The 15,079-nt window shown below is 66.6% G+C and carries 12 protein-coding genes; 2 read left to right on the top strand and 10 right to left on the bottom strand.

What is annotated here, in order from left to right; translation table 11 throughout:
* Positions 1–29: 29 nt before the first annotated feature.
* Entirely contained in the window at positions 30–911 is an 882-nt protein-coding gene (locus JOE41_RS12505) for a putative protein N(5)-glutamine methyltransferase (RefSeq protein WP_245200708.1), read from the bottom strand.
* 216 nt (positions 912–1,127) lie between these two features.
* On the opposite strand from JOE41_RS12505, the gene JOE41_RS12500 reads away from it, so the two are divergent.
* A complete protein-coding gene (locus tag JOE41_RS12500) occupies positions 1,128–4,160 on the top strand; it encodes an alpha-amylase family glycosyl hydrolase (RefSeq protein WP_209753625.1) in 3,033 nt (1,010 codons plus the stop codon).
* A gap of 106 nt (positions 4,161–4,266) precedes the next feature.
* Here JOE41_RS12500 and JOE41_RS12495 read toward each other — a convergent pair whose 3' ends face one another.
* The 4 genes from JOE41_RS12495 to JOE41_RS12480 form a co-directional block, all read right to left on the bottom strand.
* Positions 4,267–5,310, bottom strand: a complete 1,044-nt coding sequence (locus tag JOE41_RS12495; protein WP_209752524.1) for an NAD(P)-dependent alcohol dehydrogenase — start codon at positions 5,308–5,310, stop codon at positions 4,267–4,269.
* Positions 5,311–5,835: 525 nt separating this feature from the next.
* Positions 5,836–6,195: a VOC family protein gene (locus JOE41_RS12490; RefSeq protein ID WP_011690125.1), complete on the bottom strand. Its 360-nt coding sequence runs from the start codon at positions 6,193–6,195 to the stop codon at positions 5,836–5,838.
* Between the two features lie 213 nt (positions 6,196–6,408).
* Positions 6,409–8,064: an amidohydrolase gene (locus JOE41_RS12485; RefSeq protein WP_209752523.1), complete on the bottom strand. Its 1,656-nt coding sequence runs from the start codon at positions 8,062–8,064 to the stop codon at positions 6,409–6,411.
* Positions 8,054–9,511 (bottom strand): APC family permease, encoded by a 1,458-nt coding sequence (locus JOE41_RS12480; protein ID WP_209752522.1) that lies wholly within the window; start codon positions 9,509–9,511, stop codon positions 8,054–8,056. The genes JOE41_RS12485 and JOE41_RS12480 overlap by 11 nt, the downstream gene beginning before the upstream one ends.
* Before the next feature lie 155 nt (positions 9,512–9,666).
* Between JOE41_RS12480 and JOE41_RS12475 the strand changes: the two genes are divergently transcribed.
* Positions 9,667–10,275 carry a TetR/AcrR family transcriptional regulator gene (locus JOE41_RS12475; RefSeq protein ID WP_209752521.1) on the top strand — a complete coding sequence of 203 codons (609 nt, stop codon included), beginning with the start codon at positions 9,667–9,669 and terminating at the stop codon, positions 10,273–10,275.
* A 13-nt stretch (positions 10,276–10,288) separates the two neighbouring features.
* Here JOE41_RS12475 and JOE41_RS12470 read toward each other — a convergent pair whose 3' ends face one another.
* From JOE41_RS12470 to ureG, 5 genes are all read right to left on the bottom strand, one after another.
* Positions 10,289–11,839, bottom strand: coding sequence for an FAD-dependent oxidoreductase (locus JOE41_RS12470; protein WP_209752520.1), 1,551 nt, complete (start codon positions 11,837–11,839; stop codon positions 10,289–10,291).
* A gap of 37 nt (positions 11,840–11,876) precedes the next feature.
* Entirely contained in the window at positions 11,877–12,461 is a 585-nt protein-coding gene (locus tag JOE41_RS12465; protein ID WP_209752519.1) for an HhH-GPD-type base excision DNA repair protein, read from the bottom strand.
* A 67-nt stretch (positions 12,462–12,528) separates the two neighbouring features.
* Positions 12,529–13,581 (bottom strand): HoxN/HupN/NixA family nickel/cobalt transporter, encoded by a 1,053-nt coding sequence (locus JOE41_RS12460; protein WP_209752518.1) that lies wholly within the window; start codon positions 13,579–13,581, stop codon positions 12,529–12,531.
* Complete coding sequence (locus JOE41_RS12455) at positions 13,581–14,411, bottom strand: urease accessory protein UreD (RefSeq protein ID WP_245201095.1); 831 nt, start codon at positions 14,409–14,411, stop codon at positions 13,581–13,583. Before JOE41_RS12455 ends, JOE41_RS12460 begins: the two co-directional genes overlap by 1 nt.
* Before the next feature lie 47 nt (positions 14,412–14,458).
* Positions 14,459–15,076: an urease accessory protein UreG gene (gene ureG / locus JOE41_RS12450; protein WP_011690117.1), complete on the bottom strand. Its 618-nt coding sequence runs from the start codon at positions 15,074–15,076 to the stop codon at positions 14,459–14,461.
* Positions 15,077–15,079 lie beyond the last annotated feature (3 nt).

Here is a 15,079-nt window from a genome sequence, read left to right as displayed (position 1 = left end):
CGGCGTGCACGGCGGAGCGCAACGACCCGTCAGTCCCGCCTGAGGCCGATCGCCACCGTGGCGTCCAGTTCAGGGTCGCTGGCCAGCCGGGCGGCGAGTCCCGCGCTCCGCATGAGACCGATGGTCCGCCGCGCCTGCCTCCGGCTTGTCTCGATCAGCACGTGGCCGCCCGGGGCAAGCCAGGCCGGCGCCCCGGCAATAACCCTCCGCTGGATATCCAGCCCGTCCGGTCCGCCGTCCAGCGACATCAGCGGCTCATGTGCGCGGGCTTCCGGGGGCATGGTCCCGATCGCGGCCGTTGGCACATAAGGGGCGTTGGCTACCAGGACCGTTATGCGGCCGCGCAGCCGCGCCGGCAGGGCTTCGAAGAGGTCCCCTTGATGGACATGGCCGCCGGCCGGCTCGATATTTCCCTTGGCACATAGCACCGCAGCCGGGTCCAGGTCCGCGGCATGCAGTTCGATTCCGGCCACGCGTGCTGCCAGCGCCGCCCCGACGGCGCCGGAACCGCAGCACAGATCCACGACGCGGGGCCCGCCGCCGCCGTGGGTGGCGCGGAGCAGCAGCTCCGCCTGCCGGACGAGGAACCCGGTGCGGCGGCGCGGCACAAACACTCCTGCCGTGACGCCGATGCGGAGCCCGCAGAATTCGGCCCAGCCGAGGATATGCTCCAGCGGCAGGCCGGCCACGCGCCGCTCGATCATCGATTCCAGCTCCGCGGCGGAGGCAGCCGCGCCGGTGAGCAGGAGCGCTTCCTCCTCGGCGAATACGCAGCCCGCGGCCCGGAGTCGTTGGACCGACTCATCCGGACGACGGCCCTCCGGACTGTCCGAAGGCACGGTCCGCGAGGGCGGTATAGGGCGTTCTGGCGGCAACGGCAGCTCCCTCAGCTCCGGGTTGGTGGGTTTCATGCTACCGAATCCGGACTGATACCAAGCAACCTTGGGATTTGCTGGAAAAAGTCGGTGCAAGCGCTTACAGTTGTGACTTGGCTCTCAGAAGCCGGTCTCCCGCATCGTCCTTCACAACAGCAATGTAGCTTTCCGGAAGGTTTCCTTATCGTGTTTTTCCGCAGTTCAAACCCCAAGAATCCACCCTGCAACCAGCCGGGCAGGGGCCTCGCCGCGGTGGTTGCAGCACTGGTTGCCGCAGCCGCTCTGGCGGCCCCCGCCCAGGCGGCCCCCGCCCAGGCGGCCCCGGAGCCGAAAGGCCCGGGTGCGCCGTCGGCCTCCCACTCGCTCCGCGCCCCGGTGACGGACGAGAACTTCTACTTCGTGATGGCGGACCGTTTCAGCAACGGAAGCAGCGCAAACGACGACGGCGGACTGGGCTCCGATCCGATGCTCTCCGGGTACGACCCGACCAAGAAGGGCTTCTACAACGGCGGTGACCTCAAGGGCCTGCTGGACAAGATCGACTACATCCAGGGCCTGGGCACCACGTCCATCTGGCTGACGCCCAGCTTCAAGAACAAAGCGGTCCAGCCTGAGGACAAATCTGCCGGTTACCACGGGTACTGGGTCACCGACTTCACCCAGATCGACCCGCATCTGGGCACCAACGCCGAACTGAAGGCGTTGATCGACGAGGCGCATTCACGCGGCATGAAGGTCTACTTCGACATCATCACCAACCACACCGCGGACGTGATCGGCTACAAGGAAGGCGCCCGCACGGCGTACAAGTCCAAGGACGTCGCGCCATACAAAACAGCCGACGGCGAGGTTTTCGACGACCGCGACTACGCCGGCACGGACACCTTCCCGGAGCTGGATCCAGCCACTTCGTTCCCCTACAGGCCGGTCCTGGACGAGGCCGAGAAGGACCTCAAGGTTCCGGGCTGGCTCAACAATCCCGCGCTCTACCACAACCGCGGCGACACCACCTTCCAGGGCGAGGACTCCTTTTACGGTGATTTCTTCGGCCTGGACGACCTCTTCACCGAGAACCCGGAAGTCGTTGACGGCATGACGAAGGTCTACGAAGACTGGATCAAGGATTTCGGTGTGGACGGCTTCCGGATCGACACCATGAAGCACGTCAATGACGAATTCTGGCAGGAGTTCGGGCCCAAGGTCCTTGAATACGCCAAGGAACAGGGCAAGGACGAGTTCTTTATGTTCGGCGAGGTCTTTGACACCTCCAAGAGCTTCACCTCGCAGTTCACCACCCGCAACAAGATGCAGGCCGTGCTGGACTTCCCGTTCCAGGACGCAGCGCGGAACTTTGCCTCCCGGAGCCAGTCCGCCAGCCAGCTGGAGACGTTCTTCGCCGGGGACGACTGGTACACGGATGCCGACTCCAACGTCTACGAACTCCCCACCTTCCTGGGCAACCACGACATGGGCCGGATCGGCAGCTTCATTGCCGCGGACAACCCCGGTGCGGACGACGCCGAACGCGTTGCCCGGGACCGGCTGGCCCACGAGCTGATGTACTTCTCGCGCGGCAACCCGGTGGTGTACTACGGCGACGAACAGGGCTTTACCGGCCCCGGCGGGGACCAGGATGCACGCCAGACGCTCTTCGCCAGCCAGGTGCCCGAATACCTGGACGATGACCTGCTGGGCACCGACGCCACGCATGCCACGGACAACTTCAACACCGGCCACCCGCTGTACAGCAAGATCAGCGAACTAGCAGCGCTGACCGCTGAGCACCCGGCACTGCGCAACGGCGCCCACCAGAACCGGTACGCCGCGCAGGGCCAGGGAATCTATGCGTTCTCCCGCACTGACGCGAAGGACCAGCGCGAGTATGTCGTGGCGGTGAACAACAGCGGCACCGCGCAGACTGCCGCGGTGCCCACCTATATCGCCAAGCGCAACTACAGCCGGATCTACGGCGACGCCGGCGGTTCTGCTGCCGAGTCCAAGACTGCCGACGACGGCAAGCTCACCGTTACCGTCCCGCCGCTTTCCGCGGTGGTCTACGAATCGTCAGGGCGGATCCCCCGCTCCAAGGCGGCTCCCGCCGTCGGCCTCCAGGAGCCGGCCACGGCGGAAGGCGACAACGGCAGGATCCGGGTGGCGGCCGACGTCGACGGTTCCTCGTTCTACGAGGTCACCTTCCAGGCGCGCACAGCAGGCGGGGAATGGGAGCCGATCGGCACGGACGACACCGCCCCGTACCAGGTCTTCCATGACGTCACGGGACTGAACCCGGGCACCGCCGTGGAATACCGCGCGGCGGTCCTGGACAACGGCGGACACACCTCGGTCAGCGCGGCCCGCACGGGCACGGTCCCCTCCCCGGTCCTCGCCATGCAGAAACCGGCAGAGGGCAGCAGCGTGGACGGCAAGGTGGAAGTCAGCGCCACGGCCAGCCCGGAGAAGGCTGGTTACACGGTCAGCTTCGAACGCAGCGTGGACGGCGGCGGGTGGGCTCCGATCGGGTCGGACAGTTCCTCGCCGGCGTACACCGTTTTCGATGATCTCACGGCGCTGGCACTCGCCGACGGCACACAGCTCCGCTACCGGGCAACCATGTCCGTCCCGGGCGCGGAGAACGTAGTCAGCGACATCCGGACCGTGGTGGCCGGTGAGATCCCGCAGCCGGACTCCGTGACCGTGGCGGGCAGCCTGAACTCCGAGATGGGCTGTCCGGACGACTGGCAGCCTGCGTGCCTAAAGGCCTTCATGGCACTTGACCCGGCGGACAAGGTCTGGCGCCTGACCGTGCCGGAACTGCCGGCGGGAACGTATGAGTTCAAGGCCGCGCTCAACGGCAAGTGGGACGAGAACTACGGCGCCGGCGGCGCGTTCGACGGCGGCAACATCGTGCTGGAGCACCCGGGCGGGGCCGTGACGTTCCGCTACGACCACACCACGCATGTGCTGAGCCCCGTTTACGCCTCACAGCAGCCCGGAGCCGTGGCCGCGGCAGGGAGCATGAACCTGGAACAGGGGTGCCCGGAAGACTGGATGCCCGGCTGCGACCAGGCCCAGTTGGTGCTGGACCCCGCCGACCTGGTGTGGAAGCTGTCAGTGCCGGCCCTTCCGGCCGGCAACTATGAGTTCAAGGCCGCGCTGAACCGGTCCTGGACCGAGAGCTACGGCGCCGGCGGTTCGCCTAACGGTGCCAACATCAGCCTGGCGCACGACGGCGGCCCGCTCACCATCCGGTACGACCATTTCACGCATGTGATGACTTCCGGATAGCGGTTCCGCTGGTGAAACAGTAAACGCAAAAGCAGCGCCGCCCTCTCGTGAGGACGGCGCTGCTTTGTGGTTGCGACCGCTTCTAGGGTCGCTGCCGTGCTGTGCGCTAGTTGAGCGTCGCGGTGTCGATGACGAAGCGGTAGCGGACGTCGGAGGCGAGGACGCGTTCGTAGGCTTCGTTGATCTTCTCGGCCGGGATGACCTCGATCTCGGCGCCCAGGTTGTGCTCAGCGCAGAAATCGAGCATTTCCTGGGTCTCGCGGATGCCGCCGATCATGGAACCGGCGAAGGAGCGGCGGCCGGCGATGAGTGCGAACGCGTTCACGGGGAGCGGCTCGGCCGGTGCGCCGACGTTCACCAGGGCACCGTCAAGGGTCAGCAGCTGCAGGTAGGAGCTGATGTCGATCGAAGCGCTGACGGTGTTGATGATCAGGTCGAAGCTGCCGGCCAGGTCGCTGAAGGTGTTCTCATCGCTGGTGGCGTAGTAGTGGTCCGCGCCCAGTTTCAGGCCGTCTTCCTGCTTCTTGAGCGACTGGGACAGCACAGTGACCTCGGCGCCCATGGCGTGGGCGATCTTGACGGCCATGTGGCCGAGGCCGCCCAGTCCGACGACTGCGACCTTCTTGCCGGGGCCTGCACCCCAGTGGTGCAGCGGCGAGTAGGTGGTGATGCCGGCGCAAAGCAGCGGCGCGGCGACGTCGAGCTCGATGCCCTCGGGGATCCGCACCACGAAGTCTTCAGTCACCACGACGTGCGTGGAGTATCCGCCCTGGGTTATGGTGCCGTCGCGGTCAACAGCGCCGTAGGTGCCGATGTTGCCCTTGAGGCAGTACTGTTCCTCGCCCTTCTGGCAGTTGACGCACTCGCGGCAGGAATTCACCATGCAGCCGACGCCGACGCGGTCGCCTACTGCGTGCTTGGTGACTTCGGAGCCAACTTCGGTGACGATCCCGGCGATTTCGTGTCCCGGTGCCAGCGGGTACTGCTGGGGTCCCCAGTCGCCGCGGACGGTGTGGATATCCGAGTGGCAGATGCCGGCGAACTTGATGTCGATCAGCACATCGTGCGGGCCGACGTCGCGGCGTTCGATGGTGGTGGGAACCAGGTCTCCGTCAGCGGACGGTGCGGCGTATGCGTTAGCGGTAAGCAATATTCTCTCCAATGTTGGGTGAGCAATTCGTCTGGTTGGGTGGAAGTCTTGTGGGCGGATCAGCACTTTGAGCGCTGTGCGGTCGGCCATTGCGCTGTAGCCGGCAGCGGCATCGTCGAGGGCTACAGTTTGGTAGAACACCTTGCCGGGCTGAATTGTTCCCGAGAGGACGTCCGGTACTTAGTCGGCGTGCGCCGTCGTCGGCTGCTCAGTTGTCTGCTGTTCCGGCCGGCGATGGGGTCTCTGTTGCCATGGTGGTGCTCCTTAGGAGGTTTTCGCTGCCGGACCAGCAAACCGTGTTCCTCCCGCGCACGGAAGGTTCTGTTGATACGGGTACTGGCAAGGCCTCCCAGACAGCCAAGGAACAAGGGGGGCGGAATGGTTGAGTCAACGTCGGCTCGATTCGTCACGAAGGGGAAGTTAGGGGCTTCCCCAGCGTCCCGGAAACGGCCTTGCGCCCGCTAGCGGAGTTTCATTGACTGACTGAAGCGTCCGCGGACCCTTGGAATTCGGCGACGCGAAATGTCAGCTTAGGCAGAGGCAAAACGGGTGGCCGGCAGGGTCCAGAAAGACGCGGAAGGTGGTGCCGGGCTGTGTCTCAGCCTTGGTGGCGCCCAACCTGATGGCCTCTTGTTCGCCGTCGTCCAGGTCCTCCACCACCATGTCCATGTGCATCTGCTGCGGGTGGGCCTGGCCAGGCCACTCGGGCGCCTGGTAGCCGTCCACCTGCTGGAAGGCAATGCAGTTGCTGCCGTCGTCGGGCCGGATCTCCACCCAGCCATCGTCAACCCTCTCGTTCCAGCCGAGCAGGGCACCATAAAAGCCCGCGAGGGCTTTCGGATCGGGGCAGTCGATAACAAAGCTTGGGAAGCGTGCGATAGCCATAGCGGCATGTTACCGGCCCGCCGCGGGGCCTGTCCTTAAACCCCGCCGTCGCCCTCCAGGACCCCCATCTCGTCCGGAAGCGAGGCGCGGGTGTGGAACATCAGTGTGACGTTTTTCTTCGATTTGGGGAAGAACGAGGGGCTTCGATAACGGCCGGATTGCGGTTTCGGTCATGTTCCGGGTTGTCCGTAGGTACAGGCCAGGCCGGCCGCACTACCGGGCTGACCCGACCGTCAGGTGCTGCGCCCGCCCGTCTACGAACGTGGCCAGAACCCGGGCGGCAGCCAGGTCATCCGGGGCAACCGTCAGCGGGTCGACGTCGAACACTGTGAAGTCCGCGCGCTTGCCGACGGTGACGGACCCGGAGACAGCCCACTCCCCTGCCGCTTTGGCAGCGTGCGAGGTGTAGCCTTCGAGCGCCTGCAAAGCCGTGAGGGCCTGGCCCGGAACCACCGGCTGTTCGCCAGGGTGGCCGGACCGCCGTCGTAGCTGCGCGTCCGCCAGGATGGGCAGCGGCTCGAACGGGGCAATCGGCCAGTCTGATCCGAGCCCCAGGGTAGTCCCCGTCGAGCGGAGGTCGGCGCACCGCCAGGCGTTGTTCGCGCGTTCCGTTCCGAGCCGCGTGGACCAGTTGTCCGACTGGTCGGCGCGGGAGTAGTGGGTGCAGTGCGTCGGTTGCATGCTCGCCACCAGGCCCGCGCGGGAGAACCGCTCAATGAGGGCGTCCGGGACGGTTTCGAGGTGTTCGATCCGGTGCACGGCCTCCGGTGCAGCCGACCGCACCGCGGGAGGCAGGGACTCGAAGGCGCCCAGGACCGCAGCCACTCCGGCGTCGCCGATCGCGTGGGTAGCGGTGGAAATCCCGCGGCCGGCGAAGAAGCGCACCGCGGCCGCATACTCCTCCGGGCGGGGCCAGAACGGGGTCACCGACTCCCCATAGATATCGGGCTCAAAGAGCCACGCAGTGCCGTTGTCCACCGTCCCGTCAACGAACAGCTTGATGCCGGCCACCTCCCAGCGTTTGCCGCCCACCCCGATCTGCTCCGCGAGCCGGCGCCAGTCTTCCTCGCCGCTGCCGGGCATGCACCACGGTGAGATCCGCAGTCGCAGCGGGAGGCCGCCGTCCATGCCGTCCGCGGCGTCCTCTTCAAGCGCCCGGAAGAGCTCCAGTGAGCCCTCTCCGCAGTCCATCACGTGCGCTCCCGTCAGCCCGGAGCGGGAGAACTGCCTGAAGAGTTCCGCCAGCCTCGCCTTCCGTTCGTCGAAGGACTCCGCCGGCATCAGCCGCGCCACCAGCTCGATGGCTGCGGCCTCCAGCAGGAGCCCCGTGGGCCTGCCGCCGGGATCGCAGACCACCTCCGACGCCTGGTCAAAGGCCCTCGGTCCGGTGACGCCCGCGATTTCGAGCGCCCGGGAACTGGCCAGTGCGGAATGCCCGTCGAAGAGGCGGATAAGGCACGGTTGTCCGGAGACGACGTCGTCAATAAGCTCGCGGTGGGCGGCGGCGGATCCGAACACATTGGGGTCAAGGCCCCAAGCGCGCACCCAGTCCCCGGGCGGGGTTGCCTCCGCTGTGGCACGCAACAATGCGCGCACCTCGGCAAGGTCCTTGGCGCCGGACAGGTCGCAGCCACGCGTCAGATCCAGCCCGAAGACAGGGTGGATGTGGCAGTCCACCAGGCCGGGGGTCAGCACGGCGGAACCGAAGTCGACGACCTCCGCGGCCGGCCACGCCTCCGCATCCGAACGGCTCCCGACGGCGGCAATCACGCCGTCCCGGACAGCCACGGCCTGTGGCGCGGGGCCTTGGGCGGACCCGCCCTCCATGGTGTGGATGGTGTCGGCAAGGATGATCACATCAGGATTCATGGGTTTCGAAGCTTCCAATCTGCGCGAAGGTCGCGGGACGGTGGCGGCGCACCCAGCGGGCGGCCAGGAGCCCGGCGGTGAAGACGAGCGGCGCCACCAGGATGAGGATGGTGTTGGTCAGCGTGTCGGCGAAGGTCAGCAGCTCGATGTTCAGGCCGATCAGCAGCACCACGCCGAAGAGCAGGATGGCCGACGCCAGGCTGAGCGGCACCATGAGTTTGTGCGTCGCCGCGGCGGGATTTCGGCGGAGGTAGAGGAAGGCTGCGACTGACACCAGGCCCTGGAGCCCCACAATGCCGAAGATCCCCGGCGTATTTACCCAGATCAGGAGCTGCTGGTAGGGGTCGGCGTTGAGCAGCGCGCAGACGGCAACGACCACGGCTGCGAGGATTGTCTGCAGCTGGCCGGCGCGGTGCGGGGACTGGAACCTGCGGTGGGTTCGGCCGAGGAAGGCGGGCAGCACGCCGTCGCGCGCCAGCATGTAGACGTAGCGGTTGATCGCGTTGTGAAAGGCCAACTGCGAGGCGTAGACACTGGTGACGATCAGGACGTACATCACCACTTCGGCCCACGGGCCCACGTAGTGGTTGATGGTCTGGAAGAACATGCCGCCGGCCAGCTCGCCCGCGGCTTCGACGGCGCGGTCTTCCCCGTAGGCCTGGACCACGGTCCAGACGATGAAGGCGTAGAAGACTGACATGAAGCCGACGGCGATGTACATGGCCCGCGGCACGGATTTGTCCGGGTTGCGTGCCTCGGAGCGGTACAGCACGGTGGATTCGAAACCCATGAAAGCGGCGAAGCAGATGCCCAGGATTGCCAGGACGCCGGGGCCAAAAGCGTTTTCCGGGCTGAAGGAACCCGCGCTGATCCCGTGGGCACCGCCGCTGCCGAGGATGCCCGCTCCCATCACCGCCAGGATGCCCGTCTCGGCAACCAGGAGCACGCCCAGCACCTTCGCACCGACGTCGATCCCCCGGTAGCCGAGGAACCATACGGCGGCAACGGCGGCGAGGGCGATGGCCGGCCAGGGCACTTCCAGTCCGAACAGCACTTTGAACATGTCGTGGGTCTGGACGGCGAAGAGTCCGTAAACGCCGATCTGGAGGCAGTTGTAGGAGACGATCGCCAGGATGGCGGAGGCCAGCCCTACGGTCTTGCCCATGGCCAGCGAAATGTACGTGTAGAAACCGCCGGATGCCTTGACATGGCGGGTCATGGCCATGAAGCCGATGGCGAAGAGGGTGAGCACGATGCCGGCCATGAGGTAGCCGGCCGGGGCGCCGATGCCGCCCACGCCGATGGCTACGGGTGCCACTCCCGCCATGACGGTGAGCGGGGCTGCGGCCGAGATGACGAGGAAGGCAATGCCTCCCGTTCCCAGGGCATTGCGCTTGAGGGAGCCGTCCGCGGACGACGTCGGTGGTCTGGTTTGGGTATCCGGCACGAGTCCGTCCTTTCTGGGGAGCCCTGCTAAACGAAAGGCTTTCGTTTATTATGGAGGCGTGTGGCGCAGAGCACAATACTTTTCCCAAAACGGACCAGCGCAGTCCCTCCGGCTAGGCTGGGCTTGACCTTCAAGAGCTGCAGTCAGGAGAACCCATGGGGCGCCCGCTCCTCCCGCTGATATCCGTGGAGGCCCTCACCACGGCTGCCTTGGAGCTGGTCGATGAGAGCGGCGACTTCAGCTTCCCGAAGCTGGCAAAGAAGATCGGCGTCAGCCAGTCCTCCATTTACAACCACGTCAGCGGCCGGGACGAGATCCTGGAGCTCCTGCGCCACCGGATCATCACCGAAGAGCCGTATCCGCCGGTGGACCACAGTGACTGGGAAGCGGCCCTGCGGGTCCTGATCCGCGCCTACCGGGACGCATTCGTCCGGCACCCGCGGCTGGCACCGCTCCTGGTCCTGCAAACGATCACTGATCCGGACGTCATCGGGCTCTACGAAGACCTGGCACTGGCCCTCGAGGCGGCAGGATTCCGGGGGCGGGACGTCGTGGCGGCCATCTCCACCATCGACAGCTTTGCCCTCGGTGCGGCGCTGGACCTCGCGGCCCCGGACATCGTCTGGGACCCGCCGGCGGAGGGGTATCCCACTCTCAAGCGCGCAGTCGGCAATGCAGGACCGTCGGAGGAGCGGGGCGGGCACGCCTTCGACTTCGGCCTGGACGTGATCATCGGCGGGCTACGGGCCAAGCTGGCCGGTTAACGCCGGGCTGCGCTCAGCTGGGGTCCGCCGGGGCCGGGCTGGCCGCGAGGTTCCGGGTGGCCGGCCCCTGGATGACGGTGCCGTCGGTACTGAACCGGGAACCGTGGCACGGGCAGTCCCATGTCACGTCGGCCGCATTGAACTCCACCGTGCAGCCCAGGTGCGTGCAAACGGCCGAAACGGCGCTGACGCCGCCCGCAGGACTGACGTAGACGGCGGTCTTTGCTCCGTCTACGTCCACGACCCTTCCTTGACCCGGGGCGGCCTCGGGCGGTGCGGCCGGCGCCCTATGAGGAGGCTCCCTGGGAGGAGCCGCCTCCCGAAGATCTGACGCCGGAGGCACGGCACCTTGTGCTGGGACGGTCCTGGTGCTGTCAAACAATGCCGCCCACGGGTTGGTGCGGCCGCAGAGCAGATCCCGGAGGATCAGGGCGGCGGCCGTTCCGTTGGTCAGCCCCCATTTGCGCAGCCCGGTGATCACGTGGACATGCCGGAAGTCCGGCGACAGGTGCCCGACGAAGGGCAGCCCGTCGGCGGGCATGGCGTCCTGGGTGGACCAGCGGAAGGCGATCTCTCCGGCGCCGAGGCGGTCCCTGGCGAAGGCGGCGAGCCTGCCGTACCGTTCGGCGGAGTCAACCTGCTCCGAGGCGGGGTGCCCTTCACCGCCGGCAAGGACGTAGCTGACGCCGTCGACGTCGGCAGTCAGGATGGAGCGCATCGGTTCTTCAACGCTGACAAACGTGGAATCCAAAGGGGCAGCGTCAGTGCGGGCAGCAACGATGTACGAGCGGTGCGCGTAGGTTCGCCCCGCGAAGAATCCGTTATCGCCGAACGGCATATTCGTGGCGACAATGATTTCCTTCGCCCGGACCGATCCGCGCTCCGTGTCGACGACAGCCGGAAAGCCGTCCCGGAAACCCGTGGCGGGTGAGTCCTCGAAGACGAAACTTCCGCCCCCGTCCACAGCTCGGGCCAGCCCCTGCACGTACCGGAGTGCGTGGATCTGCGCCTGGTTATCAAAGCGGACCGCCCCGGCGACCGGGAACGATCCAACCGGGAACGGCAGCGGCACCTCGGCGGTGAAGAACGAGGGAAGTCCCAGCCCGGCCGCGAGCGCCGCTTCTTCCCGGACCAGGGCGAGCGCACGCTCCGATTCCGCGTAGGTGTAGTTGGAAACCCGCCTGAAGCCGCAGTCGATTCCTTCGCCCGCCACAGTGTCCGCCACGTGCTCAATGGCGGCTTCGTTGGCCTGGCCGTAGGTGCGGGCCGCCTCTTTGCCGTGGCGGCCCGCAAGTTCGGTGTAAGCCAGCCGGTGCAGGGACGTGACCTTGCCGGTGGTGTTCGCGGTGACTCCGGTGCCCACGCGGGCTGCTTCAAGCACGGCCACCGTCTGGCCTGCCCGCTTGAGGGCCAGCGCAGCGGTCAGGCCGGCGATGCCGCCACCGATCACGGCCACGTCAACGTCGAGGGCATCATGCAGGTCCTCATCGAGGGCGGCGTACTGCACCGGTCCGCCGGTGGCCGCCCACAGGGAAACAAGCCTGCCTGCAAGCCGATCACCCACGGTCCCGCCTTTCACGCCCTGGCCTTTTCCCGGGCAGTCAGTGCCCGGCGGTCTTTGCGGCCTTGGCAGCGGCCTTGGCCGCCTGCTTACTGGCGCGCACCTTGGTCAGCGACTCCGGGTCAACGATGTCTGCCACGGACAGGTACGAATCCTGCTGGCCGTAATGGCCAGCAGCCTCTCGCCAGCCTTCGGCCTGAAGCCCGCACTGCTTTCCCAGCAGCGCGAGGAAGATCTTGGCCTTCTGCTCGCCGAATCCCGGCAGCGCCTTGAGCCGGCGCAGCACCTCCGGTCCGTCGGGGTCACCCTGCGTCCAGATGGCCGTGGCGTCCCCGTTCCAGTCCTGGTGCACCGTTTCGGCGAGGGCCTGGACACGTCCGGCCATGGATCCGGGGAACCGGTGGACCGCCGGGCGCTCCTTGAACATCTCAACGAAGTCCCGGGGGTTGTACCCGGCGATCGCCGCAGGATCCATGGAGCCGATGCGCGTCCGGATCTTCTCGGGACCGGCAAATGCCGATTCCATGGTCACCTGCTGGTCAAGCAGCATGCCGGTGAGCAGTGCAAACGCGTCGTCGCTGAGTAGTTTGTCCGCTGCGGGGTCCCCTGTGATGTGCAGTTCCATGCGTCCTATCCTCCCACCCGGTCCTGCCCGCGTCATGGGGTGCGTCTTTGGCCGCCCGGCGGGCAAGCTATACGGCCGTTGAAGCGCCCTTCACCCGCCCCCGCCACGCGGCAACGCACCACACGGCCAGCAGCACACCTACCAGCAGCAGGCCGGCCTCGCCCAGGTCCACCGTGCCCAGCCAAGTGGTGAGGGGATCCTCCAACCCCAACGCCGCATTGAAGAATCCGCCCAGGGTGATCGCTGAAATGAACAGCGCGGATACGGCCGAGATACCGGTGACCAGGGCGTTGAAACCGAGCTTCCGCTGCGGGTTGTGGATGGCTGACCGGTACATGCGCATCATGGCCACGCCGTTGACCGTGTCGCACAGTGTCATGGCCGCGGTGAAGGCCATCGGGAGCGCCAGCAGAGCCAGCGGGGAGACCCCGGCGAGGGAGGCCGCCGTCGTCATCACCAGCAGCCCTATGGTGGTGGCCGTATCGAAACCCAGCCCGAACAGGAAGCCGATCACGTAGATGTTCCGCGGCCGCCGGACCTTGGACAGCGGTTTGGCCAGCAGGCATGCCACGAATCCCTTCGCTTCAAGGTCCCCTTCCCGCAGCTCACCGCCGCCCTGCACGTTCCGGTAGGCCCGCGCGGCCCGCAGGAACGCCGAGCCGTTGAACAGGCCCATGGCCAGCAGGAACAGCCCGGAGACGCCGCTGCCGATCAGGCCCAGGACCAGGTTTCCGGTGGTTCCGTCCTCCATGAACTGACCCACCATGGCGGCACCGCCCACCACCAGCGCTCCGGCCAGGATCACCACCGAACTGTGGCCCAGGCTGAAGGCGAACCCCACGCTTACCGGATCCTTGTGCTGGGCCACAAACTTCCGCGTCGAGTTGTCGATCGCGGCGATGTGGTCCCAGTCGTAGCTGTGTTTGATGCCCGCCAGGTAGGCGGTGAGCACCAGCCCCAGCGCCAGGGGTTGCGCGGCACCCGCCGAACTGACAAGCAGCAGGACGACGGCGGCAAGATGCAACGCGGCCACCGCACCCAACGCGAACAGCAGGCGGGTCCGGAGCGGCAATTGCTCCCGATCCCGGTACATCGCGGCGAACCCGGTCAGCGGGGTCATCAGTACTTCCTCAGGTTCAGGGGTGACTGCCCGTACCAGCGTTCACGCAGCAGGGCGGTGCAGGCGCCCAGCAGCCGGTTGAGTTCCTCCGTGGAGTTGGAGAGCGACCGCAGCACCAGGCCGGTGGTTCCGCCGACCGATGCGGTCAGGGACACCCCGGTGCAGGCATCGTGCCCGGCAGTCAGCGCGTGGAACTCGTCGGCCAGCGCCTGCTCCACCCGGGCGTCCACCACCACAAGCGAACCCAGGTGGCTGTAGCCCTCCATGAAGCCCATGCCGGTGACGTCGTTGAGGGGCGGCCGGATCAGCAGGTTGTCGAGCGCCAGGAGCCCGGTACCGCCGGGCGTCTCCACCTGGATCTCATTGCGGAGCCGCAGTTCCTCGTACCGGAACGATGCCCCGTCCGGGGACCACCCCGGCGTCACCACTTCCGCCATCACCAGGCTCGACGACGGCCGCACGGTGATGCGGGTGTTCTGCCGGTAGCTGGCCTGCCGGTACGCGATCAGCTGGTCCGGGGCCAGCTCGAGCTGTGCCCCCTCCCCCAGCCGCAGGCACATCCGCTGTTCGGCGAAGGACCCGGGAGTCCGGTAGATCTTCGTGGCGGACTGTGTGGTCAGCAGAAGCTTCGCGCCATCCCCAACCTCAACGTCAATGACGTAAAGATCGGCCCCAAGGTAGGCCCCGCCCGGATTCACCACGACATAGCAGACCTGCCCTGAGTCGTCGAGATAGTGCGGCCGCAAGATCCGCAAGGCGCCCCGGTGGTACTGATGTGCGGCCACGGACCTACACCCGCGAACAGCGACGCGCAACGCAAGCTCCCCCATCGGGGTTTCAGTCTCGACGAGCTCGACCTCCGGGGCCGCCGTCGTGCTCACGATGCCAGGTCGAGCATCAGGACATCGCGCCGCACCCATTCGATGACGGCGTCAAGGCCTTCGTCGGTCTTGAGGTTGGTGAAGCAGAACGGCTTCTCGCCCCTGAACTCGCGGGAATCCCGTTCCATGACGGCGAGGTCCGCGCCAACGTGCGGTGCAAGATCGGTCTTGTTGATGATGAAGAGGTCCGACTTGATCATGCCCTGGCCGGCCTTGCGCGGGATCTTCTCGCCCTGGGCCACGTCTATGATGTAGATCGAAAAATCCACGAGCTCGGGGCTGAACGTGGCCGAGAGGTTGTCGCCGCCGGATTCCACGAAGATGACCTGCAGGTCCGGGTGGCGCTTCTTGAGTTCCTCGATGGCCGCGGTGTTCATGGACGTGTCCTCGCGGATGGCGGTGTGCGGGCAGCCGCCGGTTTCGACGCCGATGATCCGGTCCTCGGGCAGGATGCCGTTGGCGGCCAGGATCTTGGCGTCCTCGATCGTGTAAATGTCGTTGGTGATCGCGGCCATGGAGATCTCGCGGCTCATGTGCCGGGTGAGCCGCTCCACGAGCTGCGTTTTGCCGGCGCCAACCGGTCCGCCGATGCCGATCTTGATGGGTTCAGACATTGT

The organism is Arthrobacter sp. PvP103 (assembly GCF_017833075.1).
In the GTDB taxonomy this organism is placed as follows: domain Bacteria; phylum Actinomycetota; class Actinomycetes; order Actinomycetales; family Micrococcaceae; genus Arthrobacter.
Note: the sequence above shows the minus strand (reverse complement) of the source record. Positions and strands in the feature narration are given on the sequence as shown.

Excerpts from the sequence above, each read along its gene's own strand:
- JOE41_RS12505 (WP_245200708.1), bottom strand. The coding sequence starts at position 911 with ATGAAACCCACCAACCCGGAGCTGAGGGAGCTGCCGTTGCCGCCAGAA.
- JOE41_RS12490 (WP_011690125.1), bottom strand. The coding sequence starts at position 6,195 with ATGGCTATCGCACGCTTCCCAAGCTTTGTTATCGACTGCCCCGATCCG.
- JOE41_RS12485 (WP_209752523.1), bottom strand. The coding sequence starts at position 8,064 with ATGAATCCTGATGTGATCATCCTTGCCGACACCATCCACACCATGGAG.
- JOE41_RS12475 (WP_209752521.1), top strand. The coding sequence starts at position 9,667 with ATGGGGCGCCCGCTCCTCCCGCTGATATCCGTGGAGGCCCTCACCACG.
- JOE41_RS12465 (WP_209752519.1), bottom strand. The coding sequence starts at position 12,461 with ATGGAACTGCACATCACAGGGGACCCCGCAGCGGACAAACTACTCAGC.
- JOE41_RS12460 (WP_209752518.1), bottom strand. The coding sequence starts at position 13,581 with ATGACCCCGCTGACCGGGTTCGCCGCGATGTACCGGGATCGGGAGCAA.
- JOE41_RS12455 (WP_245201095.1), bottom strand. The coding sequence starts at position 14,411 with ATGGGGGAGCTTGCGTTGCGCGTCGCTGTTCGCGGGTGTAGGTCCGTG.
- ureG (WP_011690117.1), bottom strand. The coding sequence starts at position 15,076 with ATGTCTGAACCCATCAAGATCGGCATCGGCGGACCGGTTGGCGCCGGC.